Origin of the sequence: Tessaracoccus defluvii (genome assembly GCF_014489575.1) — a bacterium.
Lineage (GTDB): Bacteria > Actinomycetota > Actinomycetes > Propionibacteriales > Propionibacteriaceae > Arachnia > Arachnia defluvii.
The window spans coordinates 1,333,855-1,350,351 of sequence record NZ_CP060789.1 but is presented as its reverse complement, the minus strand read 5'-3'; the positions used below and the strand labels follow the sequence as shown (position 1 = coordinate 1,350,351).

Annotated in this window: 15 protein-coding genes, 1 tRNA gene and 1 pseudogene; 10 read left to right on the top strand and 7 right to left on the bottom strand. The window is 69.9% G+C overall.

Annotated elements, in window-relative coordinates:
- Window positions 1-116 precede the first annotated feature (116 nt).
- The 4 genes from H9L22_RS06505 to dusB all read left to right on the top strand — a co-directional run bounded on the left by H9L22_RS06505 (window position 117) and on the right by dusB (window position 3,855).
- On the top strand, window positions 117-416 hold the full coding sequence (locus H9L22_RS06505; protein WP_187722071.1) for an antibiotic biosynthesis monooxygenase family protein: 300 nt from the start codon (window positions 117-119) through the stop codon (window positions 414-416).
- A 33-nt stretch (window positions 417-449) separates the two neighbouring features.
- On the top strand, window positions 450-689 hold the full coding sequence (locus tag H9L22_RS18680) for a hypothetical protein (RefSeq protein ID WP_226966169.1): 240 nt from the start codon (window positions 450-452) through the stop codon (window positions 687-689).
- On the top strand, window positions 638-2,599 hold the full coding sequence (locus H9L22_RS06500; RefSeq protein ID WP_320060614.1) for an alpha-galactosidase: 1,962 nt from the start codon (window positions 638-640) through the stop codon (window positions 2,597-2,599). Before H9L22_RS18680 ends, H9L22_RS06500 begins: the two co-directional genes overlap by 52 nt.
- A gap of 104 nt (window positions 2,600-2,703) precedes the next feature.
- Window positions 2,704-3,855 (top strand): tRNA dihydrouridine synthase DusB, encoded by a 1,152-nt coding sequence (dusB, locus tag H9L22_RS06495; RefSeq protein WP_187722070.1) that lies wholly within the window; start codon window positions 2,704-2,706, stop codon window positions 3,853-3,855.
- Between the two features lie 13 nt (window positions 3,856-3,868).
- Here dusB and H9L22_RS06490 read toward each other — a convergent pair whose 3' ends face one another.
- Window positions 3,869-5,122: a D-arabinono-1,4-lactone oxidase gene (locus H9L22_RS06490; protein WP_187722069.1), complete on the bottom strand. Its 1,254-nt coding sequence runs from the start codon at window positions 5,120-5,122 to the stop codon at window positions 3,869-3,871.
- A gap of 151 nt (window positions 5,123-5,273) precedes the next feature.
- Here H9L22_RS06490 and H9L22_RS06485 point away from each other — a divergent pair, with 151 nt between their 5' ends.
- Together H9L22_RS06485 and H9L22_RS06480 are read left to right on the top strand one after the other, a co-directional pair.
- Window positions 5,274-6,560, top strand: coding sequence for a citrate synthase (locus H9L22_RS06485; RefSeq protein ID WP_187722068.1), 1,287 nt, complete (start codon window positions 5,274-5,276; stop codon window positions 6,558-6,560).
- A gap of 95 nt (window positions 6,561-6,655) precedes the next feature.
- A pseudogene (locus H9L22_RS06480) lies at window positions 6,656-7,719 on the top strand (HD domain-containing protein).
- Between the two features lie 6 nt (window positions 7,720-7,725).
- Here H9L22_RS06480 and H9L22_RS06475 read toward each other — a convergent pair.
- Entirely contained in the window at window positions 7,726-8,490 is a 765-nt protein-coding gene (locus H9L22_RS06475; protein ID WP_187722067.1) for an ABC transporter permease, read from the bottom strand.
- A 34-nt stretch (window positions 8,491-8,524) separates the two neighbouring features.
- Here H9L22_RS06475 and dnaG point away from each other — a divergent pair, with 34 nt between their 5' ends.
- On the top strand, window positions 8,525-10,360 hold the full coding sequence (dnaG, locus tag H9L22_RS06470) for a DNA primase (protein ID WP_187722066.1): 1,836 nt from the start codon (window positions 8,525-8,527) through the stop codon (window positions 10,358-10,360).
- Between the two features lie 2 nt (window positions 10,361-10,362).
- On the opposite strand, the gene H9L22_RS06465 is transcribed toward dnaG, so the two are convergent.
- Window positions 10,363-11,166 carry a sigma-70 family RNA polymerase sigma factor gene (locus tag H9L22_RS06465; protein ID WP_187722065.1) on the bottom strand — a complete coding sequence of 268 codons (804 nt, stop codon included), beginning with the start codon at window positions 11,164-11,166 and terminating at the stop codon, window positions 10,363-10,365.
- Between the two features lie 106 nt (window positions 11,167-11,272).
- Between H9L22_RS06465 and H9L22_RS06460 the strand changes: the two genes are divergently transcribed.
- On the top strand, window positions 11,273-11,767 hold the full coding sequence (locus tag H9L22_RS06460) for a hypothetical protein (RefSeq protein ID WP_187722064.1): 495 nt from the start codon (window positions 11,273-11,275) through the stop codon (window positions 11,765-11,767).
- Window positions 11,768-11,848: 81 nt separating this feature from the next.
- Window positions 11,849-11,924 (top strand) — tRNA-Asn (locus H9L22_RS06455).
- A 146-nt stretch (window positions 11,925-12,070) separates the two neighbouring features.
- Here the strand turns inward: H9L22_RS06455 and H9L22_RS06450 are convergent.
- The 4 genes from H9L22_RS06450 to H9L22_RS06435 are packed head-to-tail and all read right to left on the bottom strand — an operon-like array spanning window position 12,071 to window position 15,828.
- Window positions 12,071-12,601 carry a nucleotidyl transferase AbiEii/AbiGii toxin family protein gene (locus tag H9L22_RS06450; RefSeq protein WP_187722063.1) on the bottom strand — a complete coding sequence of 177 codons (531 nt, stop codon included), beginning with the start codon at window positions 12,599-12,601 and terminating at the stop codon, window positions 12,071-12,073.
- Window positions 12,598-13,179, bottom strand: coding sequence for a helix-turn-helix domain-containing protein (locus tag H9L22_RS06445; protein WP_187722062.1), 582 nt, complete (start codon window positions 13,177-13,179; stop codon window positions 12,598-12,600). Before H9L22_RS06445 ends, H9L22_RS06450 begins: the two co-directional genes overlap by 4 nt.
- Before the next feature lie 7 nt (window positions 13,180-13,186).
- The gene (locus H9L22_RS06440) at window positions 13,187-15,616 is read right to left on the bottom strand and encodes a P-type ATPase (RefSeq protein WP_187722061.1); all 2,430 of its coding nucleotides are present in this window, start codon (window positions 15,614-15,616) and stop codon (window positions 13,187-13,189) included.
- Window positions 15,613-15,828: a lipopolysaccharide assembly protein LapA domain-containing protein gene (locus H9L22_RS06435; RefSeq protein ID WP_187722060.1), complete on the bottom strand. Its 216-nt coding sequence runs from the start codon at window positions 15,826-15,828 to the stop codon at window positions 15,613-15,615. The genes H9L22_RS06440 and H9L22_RS06435 overlap by 4 nt, the downstream gene beginning before the upstream one ends.
- Before the next feature lie 212 nt (window positions 15,829-16,040).
- Here H9L22_RS06435 and H9L22_RS18675 point away from each other — a divergent pair, with 212 nt between their 5' ends.
- Window positions 16,041-16,478 (top strand): hypothetical protein, encoded by a 438-nt coding sequence (locus H9L22_RS18675; protein WP_226966168.1) that lies wholly within the window; start codon window positions 16,041-16,043, stop codon window positions 16,476-16,478.
- Window positions 16,479-16,497 lie beyond the last annotated feature (19 nt).

Genomic DNA, 16,497 nt, shown 5'->3' with positions numbered 1-16,497 from the left:
AACTCCTCTCGGAGGAGTCACCGTCGACCCCTCGAGCGATCAGCCTGACACGTGCCCCGGGTCACGTGGGGGAGATGGCGAAACCGGGTCGGTGGTGTGCAGCTAGGCTGATGGCCATGCTCGCGATCAGCCGTTTCCGGGCCGCAGGGGTCGACTTCGCCGAGGAGGCCGCCGCCGCGGTCACCTGGTGGCGTGAACGACCCGGCTGCCTGGGCATCGACCTCGTGCGTAATCTCGACGAGCCGGACCTGTGGGCCATCGTGTCCCGGTGGGAGTCGGTCGGGGCGTACCGCCGTTCGTTCAACGGCTACGAGGCAAAAATGGTGCTCACGCCGCTGCTGTCGCGCGCCATCGACGAGGCGGGGGCCTACCTCCCGCCTGAGGAGCTGGGCGACAACCTGCCCCGCTCGCTCTGATCCACCCCGCTGCAGAAACGTAAAGGACCCTCCGTGTCACGCACCCGCATCCTGCTGTCTGCTGACGGCGTCTCCCTGGCTCTCCTCGTGGAGGATGACCGACTACCGCGCGTCGTCCACTGGGGTGGTGACCTGGGTGTCCTCGACGCCGCTGCCTTCGACGCCGTTGCCGACACAGGCGTGCCGCTCATCGGCGGCAGCCAGCCCGACCAGCCGGTCCACTGGGACTCCTGGGCGAGGCGCGTTACGGCGCCTCTGTCCGACCTGGCCTGATCGGCTCCCGCGCCGGCCGCGACTGGACACCTGACTGGCGCGTCACACGTGTCTCGGTCGACGGAGCCGTGGTCGAGGGGTTCACCAGTGCAGGGCCCGGCGCGGTGCAGTTCGAAGCGGAGGCCGCGGATGCCGCCCTCGAGCTGAGCCTCGAGGTCGAGCTCACCGCGCACGGGCTGGTCCGTGCCCGCGCCACGGTCACCAACCGTGGCGCCGACGGCTACCAGCTCGACGAACTCACCCTGTCCATGCCCGTGCCGACGTCGGCGACCGAACTGCTGGACTTCGCCGGCCGCTGGGGCGTCGAACGGTTCCCGCAGCGCACGGCTTTCCCGGTCGGGCAGCACCGACGTGAGGGTCGCCGCGGACGCACCGGCGCCGACGCCGCCTACGTCCTGCACGCAGGCAGCCCCGGCTTCGGCTTCCGGACCGGTGACGTGTATGCCGTCCACACCGCCTTCAGCGGCAACCACATCCATCAGGCTGAGCGGGACGCCACGGGCTTCGCGACGATCTCCGGCGGAGAGCTGCTGCTCGCGGGCGAGGTCCGCCTGGACCACGGAGCCGCCTACTCAGGGCCCTGGATCTACTTCTCCTACGGTGCCGACGGCCTCGATGCCGTCGCCGACCGCTTCCACGGGTTCCTCCGCTCACTGCCGCACGCGCCGTCGGCCGACCGTCCTGTGACGCTCAATGTGTGGGAGGCCGTCTACTTCGACCACGACCAGGCCAGGCTGATCGACCTGGCCGAGCGGGCGGCTGCGCTGGGCGTCGAGCGCTACGTGCTCGATGACGGGTGGTTCGGGTCGCGCCGCGACGACAGCTCGGGGCTGGGTGACTGGGTCGTGTCCGCCGACATGTGGCCGGTAGGCCTGTCCCCGCTGGTCGACCGGGTGCACGACCTGGGGATGCAGTTCGGGCTCTGGTTCGAGCCGGAGATGATCAACGAGGACTCCGATGTCGCCCGCGCGCATCCCGAGTGGATCATGCAGCCCGCTGGCCGCCTGCCCGTGCGGGCGCGCAACCAGCAGGTGATGAATCTGGCGATCGAGGGGGCATGGCAGCACGTGTTCTCGCAGATCGATGCGGTCCTCGGCGACTACCGCATCGACTACGTCAAGTGGGATCACAACCGCGACCTCGTCGACGCGGGTATCGCGCCCGACGGCCGCCCCGGGGTCCACGAACAGACGCTGGCGTTCTACCGGTTGCTCGACGCGCTCCGCGAGCGGCGCCCGGAGGTGGAGTTCGAGTCGTGCAGCTCCGGCGGCGCCCGCGTCGACCTTGAGGTGCTGACCCGGACGGAGCGGGTATGGGTCTCCGATGTCATCGATCCGGCCGAGCGGCAGCGCATGCTGCCGTGGACGGGGCAACTCATCCCGGCCGAGTTCCAGGGCAGTCACATCGCCTCCGGGCGGTCGCACAGCACCGCACGCTGGCACGATCTGTCATTCCGGGCCGCCACCGCCGTGTTCGGGCATCTCGGCATCGAATGGGATCTGGCGCAGGCCACGGAGGATGAGCTGACCGAACTCGCCTGGTGGATCGACTGGTACAAGGCGAACCGTGAGGTGCTGCTGACCGGGCGGCAGGTGCGCGTCGACATGAGCGAACCCGAGACCTACTTCAAGGGCATCGTCACCCCGCGCAAGGCCATCTACTCCTTGTCGCAGCTGACGGCGACCGCTGTCGGCAGCCTGGGCCAGCTGCGGTTCCCGGGCCTGGACCCGGACGCCGTCTACCGACTGACGGCGATCGACCGCCAGCTGACGCCGGCCGATGCGCGGCCGGTGTGGCAGCGCGAGGCGTTCGAGCTGACGGGTCGGGTGCTGATGACGGCCGGGATCAGGGCGCCCCACCTGTTGCCGGAGACGGCGGTCATCTTCGAGCTGGAGCGCGTCAAGGGGTAGCGACCGCCGCCCAGCGGTGGCACGGCCGTCGCCGGGGGCAGGGCTGCGATTCTGCCCCCCGGCGACGCGGTCGTAGACTTGACCGGCCTCGAACCAGGAGACTCATGCCCACCCTCGCCCCGCTGCGCCTGCACGCACCCAGCCGCCCCGACGCCGTCGTGGTCGACCTGCCGGTCGTCCTCGCGCCGATGGCAGGGGTCACGAACGCCGCCTACCGGCAGCTGTGTCGGGAGCAGGGCGCCGGGCTGTACGTGTGCGAGATGATCACGTCGCGCGGGCTCGTCGTCGGCGACCAGAAGACCCGCGACATGCTCGCGTTCGACCCAGGGGAGAAGACCCGCTCGGTGCAGCTCTACGGCGTCGACCCCGACGTCATGGCCGACGCGGCCCGCATCCTGGCCCGCGACTTCGCCGTCGACCACATCGACCTCAACTTCGGGTGTCCCGTCCCGAAGGTCACGCGCAAGGGCGGCGGCGGGGTGCTGCCCTACAAGCGGGACCGGCTCCGCGCCATCGTCCGCGAGACAGTGCGGGCGGCCGACGAGTTCGGGGTCCCCGTCACCATCAAGACCCGCATCGGCATCGACGCGGACCACGAGACGTTCCTCGACGCCGGCCGGATCGCGCAGGAGGAGGGGGCCGCCGCCATCGCCCTGCACGGCAGGACGGTCGCACAGGCGTACTCCGGCGAGGCCGACTGGGAACGGATCGCCGAGCTGGTCGCCGCCGTCGACATCCCGGTGCTCGGCAACGGCGACATCTGGGAAGCCGAGGACGCACTGCGCATGATGGACGAGACGGGCTGCGACGGCGTCGTCATCGGCCGCGGGTGCCTCGGCCGTCCGTGGCTGTTCGGCGACCTCGCGGCCGCGTTCCGGGGCGAGGGCCAGCGGCTACGGCCGACGCTGGGCGAGGTCGGTCGGATGATCATCCGGCACGCGGAGCTTCTGGCCGGCCTGCAGGGCGAGCGCCACGGCCTGACCGACCTGCGCAAGCACATGGCCTGGTACTTCAAGGGCTATCCGGTGGGCGAGCTGCGCCGCCGCTTCGCCATGGTGTCGTCGCTGGCGGAACTGCACGAGCTTGTCGGGATGCTCGACCCGGACGCCGAGTTCCCCGTCGCCGAACTCGGCACGCCCCGTGGCAGGCAGGGCTCTCCGCGCGGCAAGGTCGTGCTGCCGCATGGCTGGTACGACGACACGTCCGGCTGCGAGCTCGACCTGGCCGAGGCCGAACTGGACGTCTCGGGCGGCTAGCGCGGCCCTGGCCTCAGAGGCCCAGGCCCGCGAGGAAGTCGTTGACGAACTTCCGTTCGGGATCGAGCGACTGCCGCAGGTCCGCGAACTCGACGAGCCGCGGGTACCGCCGGTGGACCTCGGCGGCGCCCATGGAGAACACCTTGCCCCAGTGGGGTCGCGCCGACGCAGGCAGCGCCGCCTCGATGTCCGGCAGCAGCGCGGCGACGGCGGCCGCGTCGTCACGCCACGTTAAATGGATACCGACGGTGTCGCGGCCGTAGGCGGGTGACAGCCACAGGTCGTCGGCGGCCATCGTGCGGATCTCCGAGACGTGGAGCAGCCGCGCGATCCGGCGGTCCATCCGTCGCAGCGCAGCCATGGCGGCCGGCAGGTCGGCCCGGTCGAGCAGATACTCGGACTGGATCTCGGCGCTGGCCGACGGGGTGAAGCCGAGGCGGAAGTGGGGAAGCCGGTCGTACCAGGGGCCAGGGACCCCTCCCTGCCGCGTGCAGGGTGTCGGGTCCATGCCAGGAACCGGGTGACGCGGGCCGTCCGCGGGGCGCCCGCCGAACGCGGACAGGTCGGGGGCCGGGGCCGGAACCCGCGACTTCACCCACACCTGGTCGATGCGCTCGACATCGCGCCAGGTCGTGAAGCAGCTGACCGAGGCCCCCAACGAGGTCAGGGCGTCGAACTCGGCCAGGGCCGCATCCCACGTCACGCCCTCGTAGACCGTCTGCGCGACATCGAAGGCGGGCACGACACGGATGTCCAGCGACACCACGATCCCCAGCGCGCCCAGGTGTACGACGTGGCCCTCGAAGTCGGCGTCGCCGCGGGCGATGCGGTGCAGTTCGCCGTCGGCGCCCAGGAAGTCGATCGCCTCGACGTGCGAGCTCAGCGTGCCGATCCCGTCGCCCGAACCGTGCGTGCCTGTCGCGACGGCGCCGGCGAAGGAGATGTGCGGCAGCGACGCCAGATTCTGCAACGCCACCCCGAGGTCGGCCAGCTCCGCCACGACGTCGCCGTGACGGGCGGCCGCAGGCACCCGGACCACGTCGTCGGCGATGAGCGCGACCGGCTCCTGCGGCAGGGCTGCCAGCGAGAGGAGCACCCCGTCCGTGTCGGCGAGCCCGTTGAACGAATGCCGGCTGCCGAGCACCCGCAGCCGGGGCTCGCGGGCAACAAGGTCGGCGACCTCGTCGAGGCTGCGCGGTGTGAACAGTGTCCGGGCGCCGTAGGCGATGTTTCCGGCCCAGTTCGTGCCGGGATGCTGTGCGTGCATGGGGGCCTCCTCGTCGTGCCCCCAACCTAGTGGGCCGGAGCGTGCCGTCAGTCCCATCCCGCTCCTAGCGGACCCCGCATCCGGGCACGCTCCGCCAGCCTGGCAGGATTTCCGGAATGGTCCCGCGAGCGCGGGACGGATCGGGGAGAAGATGTCCGAGACCGCAACCATCATTATCGACGGCGTCAGCCATGAGCTGCCCATCGTCACCGGAACTGAGGGGGAGCGGGCGGTCGACATCTCGGCGCTACGTTCCAGTACGGGGCTCATCACGCTCGACGACGGCTACGCCAACACGGGTTCATGCAGCTCGGCCATCACGTTCATCGACGGCGAAAACGGCATCCTCCGCTACCGGGGCGTCCCGATCGAGGACCTCGCAGTGAACTCGAGCTTCATCGAGACGGCTGAACTGCTCATCTTCGGCGAACTGCCGGATGAGGAGGAGCGCGCCGAGTTCCGCAGCCTGCTGACCGAGAACTCGGCACTCCACCAGGACATGGGCAAGCACTTCGACGGCTTCCCGACCAACGCGCATCCCATGAGCATCTTGTCGGCGATGATCAGCGCGCTGCAGAGCCACGACCTGCCGGAACACCAGTTCACGGACGCGAACGGCTTCCGGGAAGCCGCGGCCAGCCTGATCGCCAAGACCCGCACCATCGCGGCTGCCTCCTACAAGTCGCACGTCGGCCAGCCGATCATCTACCCGCGCTACGACCTGAACTACGCGGAGAACTTCCTCCACATGATGTTCTCCGTGCCCTACCGGGACTACGAGGCGACGCCGGAGGAGGCGCACGCGCTCAACATGTTCCTCGTCCTCCACGCCGACCACGAGCAGAACTGCTCCACGTCGACGGTGCGGATGGTCGCTTCGTCGGGGGCAAACCTGTACGCATCGGTGTCCGCCGGGGTCAACGCGCTGTGGGGCCCCCTGCACGGCGGCGCCAACATGCAGGTCATCGAGATGCTGGAGCGCATCCGGCAGGGCGCGATGACGACCCGCGACTACGTGGCCCGGGTGAAGGACCGGAAGTCCGGCGCCAAGCTGATGGGCTTCGGCCACCGCGTGTACCGCAACTTCGATCCCCGCGCCAGGATCCTGAAGGACGCCGCCGACCGGCTCCTCGACGCCATGCACGTCACCGACCCGCTGCTCGACATCGCCCGGGAGTTGGAGCAGGTGGCGCTGGCCGACGACTACTTCGTGTCGCGCCGGCTGTACCCCAACGTCGACTTCTACTCCGGCATCATCCTCCGCGCCATCGGCATTCCCGTCGACATGTTCACGGTGATGTTCGCGATCGGCCGGACCCCCGGCTGGATCGCGCACTGGAAGGAGGTCACCGACAACCCCAGGCAGAGGATCTACCGGCCTCGTCAGGTGTACACGGGGCCGGAGCTGTCGCCGTGGGTGCCGCGCGACGAGCGCTGACCTCCGGCCTGGACCGGTCGCGCGCCCGGGTGCGGTAGCTTGGCGGCAGAATGAACGACTCTGTGCTGCCACGCGCCCGGGCCTGGGCGACGACCATGCGCGGCCACGGCTCCGCCGTGATCGCCGCCCACTCCGACTCGACGGCGACCCTGTCGCCGCGCGAACCCCGGCTCCGGGAGCAACGCGAGGATCTCGAGCGCCGGCTCTATGTACCCGAGGCCAGCTTCGCCGACGGCGCCGGGGACCGGGTCCGCCCCGAGGAACCGGACCTCTTCCGCACCTGCTTCGAGCGTGACCGGGACCGGATCGTGCATTCGGCCGCGTTCCGTCGGCTGGCGGGCAAGACGCAGGTCGTCGTCTACCCGACCGACCATCAACGGACCCGGCTGACCCATGCGCTCGAGGTCGCCCAGGCGGCCGTCGCGATGGCCCGGGGATCGGCGTCAACGTCACCCTCACCGACGCGATCGCACTCGGCCACGACTGTGGGCACGGGCCCGGCGGACACGCGTCCGAGGACGCCTTCGACCAGTTCATCGCCGACGGATACGACCACGGGCCGTGGGGCGCCGACGTGGTGCTGGCCGACCTCAATCTGACGGCGCAGACGCTCGACGGGATCCGCAACCACTCCTGGTCGCGGCCCGCGCCGTCGACGCCCGAGGGAGAGATCGTCTCCTGGGCCGACCGGATCGCCTACTGCGCCCACGACCTCGAGGACGCCATCGCCGCCGGCATCGTCGCGATCGACGACGTGCCCGAGGTGGTCCGCGAGGTGGCCGGGGCCACCCGCCGGGAGCAACTGCGCACCTTCATCAACGCCGTGATCGCCACCGCCGCCGACACGGGGCGCATCGGTATGGACGCGCGCACCGCGGAGGCGTTGGCCGAGCTGCGCCGCTTCAACTACGAGCGGATCTACACGCGCGAGGAGTCGGTGGCGCAGTCCGTGACCGTCGTGCGGGTCCTGACGGACCTGGTCACCTACTACCTCGGCCAGTCGCAGGCGCTCCCGGCCGAGTACCGGCACGAGGATCTGGTGCGCGGCGCCGTCACGTATGTCGGCGGGATGACCGACCGGTTCGCCTTCGAGCAGGCCCAGCAACTGCTGGGCTGGGATCCGCGGCTCCTGCCGCCCGGCATCGGCCGCGGGGCCTGACGCGGCTCAGGGACGCAGCCGCTCCAGCAGATCCGGGGGCAGCAGGAGCCCCCGCGCCATCAGCCACCTGGCTGTGACTGCGGTGCAGGCCTGGCCGGTGTTGATCCCCACCAGCACGAGCACCTGTGCGGCGGCGGCCTCCCACGGCGACCCGCCGCCCAGCAGCACCCCGATGTAGGCGCCGGGCAACGTCACCAGGCCGACCGTCCTCGTCTGATCGAGAGCCGGGATGATCGCCTCGTGCAGCGTCTCCGTGACGATCGCCGTCACCGCGGTGTTCCTGGTGAATCCCAGCGACAGGTACGCCTCGTATTCCGGGATCCGTGCGCGCAACTCGGCGAATGCGCGCCGTGCCGCGAGCGTGTGCGCCGTCATCATGTTGCCGACGACGATGCTGCCGATCGGCACGATGGCGGCACCGTTCAGCGGCGCCGCGCCGCTGAGGAAGACGATGAGGAGCACCGGCACCGCACCTGCGGCCATCGCCGCTGCGGCTGCGAGCCGCGGCCGGAGCCCTTTCAGCTCGGTCCGCCGCGCCGTCGTCACCACCCCGATGGTGAACATCACCGTCAGGAAACCGAACGCCCACGCCGGGTGCGACAGAGCCAACCCGACGACGAGCGACACGGCCACCAGCTGCACGGCGGCGCGGACGGCGGCCCAGGGGATGGCGGAGACCAGCGGCAGTCTGCCCGCGCGGGCCACCGCAACGCCGAGCACCACGAAGGCGGCGAGGGCCACCGCCAACTGCCACCCGGGTTCGACCGTCACGGGCCTCACGATAGTGCTACTAGACTGCGGGGTCATGGCAGGGCGGATCCACGAAGAGGACATCGCCTCCGTCCGTGAGCGCAGCCGGATCGAGGACGTCGTCGGCGACTACGTCGCGCTGCGCAACGCGGGTGGTGGGGCGCTCAAAGGGCTGTGCCCATTCCACGACGAGAAGACCCCCAGTTTTCAGGTCACCCCTGCGCGAGGCCTCTACTACTGCTTCGGCTGCCAGGTGGGCGGCGACGTCATCGACTTCCTCCAGCGCCAGCAGAACCTGTCGTTCGTCGAGGCGGTGCAGGTACTCGCTGACCGGGCCGCGATCACGCTGCGGATCGAGGATGACGGGACGACGCGGCAGCCGGGGCTCCGCAAACAGATTCTCGAGGCCAACGATGCGGCCCGGGAGTTCTTCGCGGCCCAGCTGGATTCGCCTGAAGCCATCGAAGGCAGGCGCTTCCTCGCAGGAAGGGACTTCGACAGGGACATCGCGCTGCGGTTCTCCATCGGCTACGCGCCGCGTCACGGCCGGGCCCTGACGCAGACGCTGCGGGGCAAGGGGTTCTCCGAGGAGGTGCTGAAGGCCGCCGGGCTGAGCCGTGACGGCGGCCGGGACTTCTTCGTCGGGCGGGTCCTGTGGCCGATCCGTGACTCGGCCCAGGCGACCCTCGGGTTCGGCGCGCGACGCATCTACGACGACGACCGGATGCCCGCCAAGTACCTCAACACGCCGGAGTCGCCCGTCTACAAGAAGTCGCAGGTGCTCTACGGGCTGGATCTGGCCCGTCGCGAGATCGGGCGCCGTTCGCAGGCTGTGATCGTCGAGGGCTACACCGACGTCATGGCCGCGCATCTGGCCGGTGTCGAGACCGCTGTGGCCTCCTGCGGCACCGCCTTCGGTGACGACCATGCCCGGCTGTTGCAGCGGCTCATGGGCCGCACCGACGGGCTCCACGGCGAGGTCATCTTCACCTTCGACGGCGACAAGGCGGGCCAGGCGGCGGCCCTCAAGGTGTTCAAGGGCGACCAGAACTTCATCAGCCAGACCTACGTGGCCATCGAGCCCACGGGCCTCGACCCGTGTGACCTGCGGATGCAGCACGGCGAGGCCGCCCTCCGTGAACTGGTGGCCAGGCGCGTTCCGCTGTACCGGTTCGTGATGTCCAACATCGCCAAGGGCTACGACCTCGACCGGGCGGAAGGGCGCCTCGCCGCGGCCAGGGAGGCGGTGGCGCTGCTCGGTTCGATCCGCGACAAGTCGCTGGTCGACCAGTACATGCGGGAACTCGCCGGCGTGCTCGGCATGGACATCGAAGAGGTGCGCCGCGAGGGTGCCTCTGTCCGCCGCCAAGCAGCCAACGCTCCACACCACGAGCCGCTCGACGGACCTGAACCGCCAGAAGGCGACGCGGCGGGAATGCCCAACCCTGCGGACCCTGCGCTTCTGGCCGAACGCGACACCCTGAAGCTGATGCTCCAGCACCCGCTCCTGTTCGACGCGGCCTGGAACTCGGCGACCCCGGACGACTTCACCCATCCGGGCTACGTGGCGGTGTTCGGACTCATCGCCGCGAACCCGTTCGGAGAGGACTGGACCGAGCGGCTGCGGGCTGCCGCGCAGAGTGAACAGTTGCAGCAGTTGCTGCTGGCGCTGCTCGTCGAGCCGCTGGTGATGGAGGCCGACGAGAGCTATGCGTTGAAGCACACCTCACAGCTGCGCCTCGACAGGGTCCGGAGGGAACTGCGCGACCTGAAGTCCAGGATCCAGCGCACCGATCCCATCGAGGAGGCCGCGAGTCATCGCGCCCAGTTCGTCCAGCTCACCGAGCTCGAGCGCCAGCGCCGGGAACTGCTGGCGATCCTGCACGACTGACCTCAGGGCGGCGCGGCCGTCCTGTCCGCGTCGAGGATCTGCCGGGCCGCAGCGATGGCGGCCGCCTCCCAGCGCGCCGCCGTCGACGACGAGATGTGCAGGGCGACCGCCACCTGCACGAGAGTCCGTGTTCCGCCGCCCCGGAGCCCATGCCGAAGTTCGAGCACCTGCCGGTGCTCCGGCGCCAGCAGTTCCAGGAAGTCGGTGCCCTCCTCTGCCAGCTCGAACGAGCGCGCGGCCGCCGGGTCGGCCGTGGCGACGGCGGTGAGGTCGACGATGCGGGTCAACCCGCGGGCCGCAGCCCCCGTATTCACCCCCGCCCGACGCGCGGCGCTCCGGATGGAGGAAGCGGCGTCGCGCTCCAGCTCGGCCCTGAGCTGAGCGGCGGCCTCACGGTCCCGCCGTGTGGGCGTGGCCGAGAGGGGACGGTGCCGACCGGCGCTGAGCAGGCAGTGCTGGATGGCCTGGAACGCGAAGGTGGTGAAGCGGACGCCGCGGGCATGGTCGAACCGGCGGATCGCCTCCGCCAGCGCGACGCAGGCGTCCTGGAACAGGTCGTCCGCAGGCAGGCGACGGAGCGTGGCGATCGCGCACGCCCTGCTCCAGGCGATCCTCAGCCCGATGGCCCAGAGGGCGAGCGCAGCCTCCTCGCCGGCACGGACCACCTGCTCCAGGCGCGGGTCGGGAGCCCGGGAATGTTCGAGGAGGTGGGCGGCGTACACGCCGGCCTCGACTGCGCGGGCAGCTGCCAGGTCGTCGCCGTCCCCGAGACGGCGGGGCGGGAATCGGATGAGTGCGGTGTCCATGGGGCCACCCTCCGCCGGGCGGCGCCTGAAGTCAGCCCCCGGACGCGGCCTGTGGACAGCAGGAGGACGGACAACACCACTTTTCCACAACGGGCACAATGGGGCCATGCGCTGGATCAAACGCCCCGCCCCTGCAGACCTCGACCAACTCGCCGAGGTGCTGGGTCGGAAGCCGCAGGCACTCGCCCAGGCGGAGGGCGCCGACGAGGCACTGCTGGTGGCCTGCCGCACCGAGCTGTGCGTGCGTCGCGACGGCGTCTGGACGGTCTGGCCGTGGGAACAGGTCGGCGGCGGTGGCTGGAACTCGGAGCGCGGATCGTTTCGGTGGCGCACGACCGACGACGCCCGCCACGAGGTGGAGGTGGCGGTGGCGAACCGCTTCCCGGACGTGTTCAAGGAACGGGTGGAGGCGTCGACCGTGGTGTACACGGTGATCGACGTCGCCCGTGGTCAGGTGCAGATCATCGCGCGCAGGGGACTGGGAGCCGATGACACGCTGCACTGGTACGCGGTGCCGTCCGGCAACGCCGATCTGACCGACCCCGTGACCGCCGAGGCGGTCGTCGCGGAGACTGAACGGCTGAAGCAGGTCTACCTCTGAGGGGTCCCGGGAGGTTCCGAATCTCCGATTTGCGGGCCCGTGCGGACCGCTGATAGAGTCCTGACTCGGCGGAAACGCTGATCCCTGGTAGCTCAATTGGCAGAGCATTCGACTGTTAATCGAAGGGTTACTGGTTCGAGTCCAGTCCGGGGAGCCACTCGAAAGCCGCTCTGACTAGGTCAAACACCTGGTCGGGGCGGCTTACTTCTTTACCCGTGCAACATACGGGCAACAAGGAATCAGCCCCAGCGGTTCGAAGAGGTGCTGACGCCGTCCGCAGCCCGCGGTCGCGCTCAGGTCTGGCTATCTGCCCCTGCGAGGCCTCAGGACGTCACGGGCGAACAGTTCGTAGGACTCTCGTGGGTCGCTGAGCGCAGCGGAGTCGTCGCCGTAGCCTGCGTAGGCCAGCTCGACGAGCCTGCGTGGGTCGGTGATGCCCAGGTGGTCGGCCAGGATTCTGAGATCCACGAGATCCTGAGGGCGACCTGCTGCCATCTTCATGGCGATGAGTTCTTCGGGTGTCGCGACGCTGATCGTCGCGCCAGTGTCGTTGACGATGTTCCAGGCGGCTCCCGCGCTGTTCATCCATTCCCCTGGGAGCCCGTGTTCGCGGGCCATATCGGCGATCACGCGGTCCACATCGGCCCGAGGGGCGTAAACCGCGTCGACGTCCATCGTGACTCGGAGGTCTGGATCATCCGGGAAACGGAGAGCCATCGCGGCACCGCCGGCGATACGGATAGTGGCGCGAACTCCCGCCGCTGCGAGTCGATCCTCGAGTTCGTCGATGAGTGCCCGCGCCCGTGCGGGCGTCAGTCTCAGCCCGTCGATCATGCCCGGCTCAGAGAGCGCTGGTCGATCATGATGTTCAGAATCCTGAGCCGTTCCGGTGTCGCCGCCTTGGCGCGGTTCCTGAGTGAGGGGTAATGGCCGAACGGGTACCAGGCCCTCGAGAGTCGTGTGGGCTCTGCCCAGGCGGGCCGTCGTGCCGAGGGAATCGCGTCGCTCATAGTGGCCCTGAAGAGTTGCTCCCAGCGGTTGTCCCCGATCTGGGAGGGCCGGCGTGCCAGCGAATCGTCATCGAACCGCGCGGGATGGGCGGCGATCGTTGCTGCTGCCTGGGTCAGGAGTCGGAGGGCGTACTCGGGGCGATCCTCGTCAAGCGCCAGGTTGATGGCATCAGTGACATTGGCCGGTGTGAAGGCCGCGTAGGGATCATGGGGCGCAGCGTCGAGCCGGACGTCATGCCCCATCGCGGCCAGCGCCCGGCGAAGCGTGTCGACCTGGATGGTGCCAGCGCGTTCCGATCGCTCCATGCGTGAGACGGCACCGACGGAAATTCCGAGGCGATCAGCGAGCTGAGCCCCGGTCAGTCCGGTGCGCTTTCGCGACGTTCGAATCAGATCACTCATGCATGAATTATACGTCTGATTCAACTTCGTGGCGCGGGGGTGAGGTGGCGCGACCAGACGGGACCGACGCTGCTGGTCTCCTGGCGAGGCGTCGCAGCAGCCACCACACCCCCTGCAGCACGATCAGCCAGACGACCACCGCACCGACGACCAGCGGATAGTGCCACCACTCCGGGAGCCACGTGATCCGGAACCGGCCCGACGTCCAGGGCAGCAGGGGAAGCAGCGTGACGGCGGCGGCGATCGCGACGGCGACGCCCGCCTGCGTCCGCGTTCGCCTGGTCAGCACTCCGACTAGCAGCCCCGCGTAGACCAGGGTGTACGCGACCGCCTGCTGCGCCGACGAGCGCCCCGCGCCGTCCAGCACGATCACGTACACCGCCAACGCGGTCAGGCCCAGCAGCAATCCGGCCGGCAGCACGAACCGGGCCAGCATGCGCGAATAGGAGGCGCTCGACACCTGGCGGGAGTGCGGCGGAGGAACCAGCGACAGCGCCAGCGACGGGATCGTGACCGTGGCTATGTTGATGACCGAGCCGTGCGACGACACGTATGGGAACCCCTGGCTGAGGTACCTCACCGCGACGATGAGAAACGCCGAGGCGGTCACCATCGTGAGGTTGAGCCGCAGCACGTCCACGAGGCTGCGGATGATCGACTGGCCGCGGGCGAGCACCTGCAGCAGCGCGTCAGGCGCACTGCTGAGCAGCACGATGCTCGACACGTCGAGGGCAGCCTGTGTGCTCGACGGCTGCGCGATCGGCAGCGACGCCGCCTTCAGCGCGGGCAGGTCCCTGACGCCGTCACCGATGACGGCGACCGTCTCGCCAGAGGCCCGCAACAGGTGGACGACTTCGCCGACCTGCTCGGGGGACAGGCCGCCGAAGAGGGCGTTGTCGAGGGCGAGGCCGGCCCACTCCTCGCGCGGCCTGGCCTCGAGGGTGGCGCGGGAGACGGCTCCCCTGGAGACGACGAAGGCGACGTCGTCGTCGGACAGGCCTGCGGAGTGCAGCATCTCCAGCGTCTCCGTCGGCGAGCCGGGGGAGAACGCCTTGATGCGGATCCCGGCGGCGATGAGCCCACGGACCACCTGCATCGCCTCAGGGCGCAGGCGCCTGGCCTGGTGGACGGTCGCTACGGCGATGAGTCCGGACGGAAGCAGGGGCCGTCCGGCGGAGTCACGCAACGCGACCTCGTCCGGCCGGTACGCCAGCACGATGGTGTCGGCGTCCGCCTCGAACGTCGCAGGGAGCGGGTTGACCAGGTGCGGCGAGAGCACGTCCCCCTCGCCGAGGACGTAGATCCCTGCGAGGTCGGGGTCGTCGAAGACGACGGCCGACCAGCCGAGCGACGTCAGGTGGGGCTCCTCCACGCGGAGGCCGCGCCGTTCTCCCTCGAAGGCCGAGGCGACCCGCTCGAGACGGTGGCCGCCTGCGCTCAGGCTCCTGGCCGCGTCGCCGAGCATCTGCCGCACCGTGGACTCCGGCAGCGGCGCCAGGTGGGCCGGGGGAGGCACGGGAGTGAGCTCGAGCGAGGTCCCCGCGAGGATCCCGAGATCCGTGAAACACACCACGGAGGTCTCGGCGAGCGACTCGACAGACCGGGCGTTACGCACCAGCGCCCCGCGGTTGGCCAGGTCGGCGGTCCCGGTGATATAGGTGACGATGATCATCAGGTACAGGCCCGTCGGCGCGATGCTGAAGATCACCGGGGCGGCGTCGACGAGCAGGTCGCCGGTCGCCCCCATGTCGAGCCTGGCCCAGTCGGCCAGGAGCACCGCGGCGTAGACCGCCACGATGGCGAGCAGAACCTGGAGGGTCCGGGCCACGACCCGCTCCAGCGGCGTGGCGACCGGTGGCCGTCGAAGAAGGCCGGCGTGCTGACGGGCGAGCTGGCGGTCGTCGCCCACGGCCTCCGCGACGTACGCGCCGCGTCCCGCCACGCAGTAACTGCCGCCGAGGAGCCGCTCGCCGGGCGCGACCTGCCGCATCGGCGCCGCGCCGGTGACGGGGGACTCGTCGACCGTCACCGGCCTCGGGCCGAGCCACATCCCATCCGCCAACAGATGGTCGCCCGGCCCGACGATGAGGACGTCACCCCGGACCACCTCGTCCCGGGCGACGGCCATGCTCTGTCCATCGCGCTGCACCGTGTAGCGGGGCTCGGCATCGGCGAGGTAGGTGTGGATGCGGCGCGCGGCCAGGAGTTCCTGTGTCACCCGGATCCCTGTCGAGACGCCGAGCATCAGGATCGTCATGAAGGCGCCCCACCAGTCCCGCAGCAGCAGCTGGATGGCGCTGAGGCCGATGATGTTCAGGTTGAAGGCGGTGAACACGCTCTCGCGACGCAGGGTGTCCCAGGCCCGCACCCTCGAACGCGCGGCCGGATCTGTGCGGCGGGCAGCGGGGGGACGCTGCGGCGCCGCGCTCCGGGTCACGTCTTGCGACGCTTGACGAGCCAACCGGTGGCGCCGCCCGCCACGAACACCAGCGACAACACGAGCCACAGCGGCGCACTCACCGTCGCAGCGAGCAGGTTGATGACGGCGTCGTGACGGTTCTGGAGGATGAAGGCGACGGCGAGGACGGCGATGCCGAGCCCTACCCAGAACCGTGGCGACCGTGGAATCCAGCTGCGAGTCTCCGTCATGTCCATCCTCTCCGCGGTGCACCGCTGACCCTCGTGCCGGAAGTCTGAACCCCCTGCCGCTGGGGCGCCTCACCCGCGGAGGGGTATCCCGGGGCGGCGGGGGTCCGGCCTGCGACGGCGACGGCCGGAGCGCCCTCCTGTGCCACCCTCTGCGGGGATGCCGTCCCCACCGTTCACCGGCAGGATGTGGGCGCCAGCCGGACCCGAACCTCATGAACTCAGTGCTCGCCTTCGCCATCGTCATGGCTGTGTGGACGGTCAGCGACCTCGTGGCGAAGAAGACGAAGTCGCTGCTGTCGTCGCTCTTCGTCGCGTCGATCATCTTCTTCATTGGCTTCCTCAGCGGCATCTTCCCCGAGGACCTGCTGGCGAGTTCGTCGCTGCTCGCCCTCGGCGGTGTCGCCGTCGGGTTCATCATCGTCCACCTCGGAACCCTGATCAGCATCAGCGAGTTCAAGCGGCTGTGGAAGGTCCTCGTCATCGGCGTGGCGACCGTCGTCGGCATCGGCATCCTGCTCTACGTGGCCGGCTTCGTGTTCGGAGGCGGCCGGAGGCAGGGCGTCTATGACGGCGTGTCGCAGGCCATGGGGCCTGATCGGCTTTCCGCTGACGTCACTGATCCTCCGGAAGGAGGCGGCCAGGCTCCGTGACGAGTACCGTGCCGGCCGG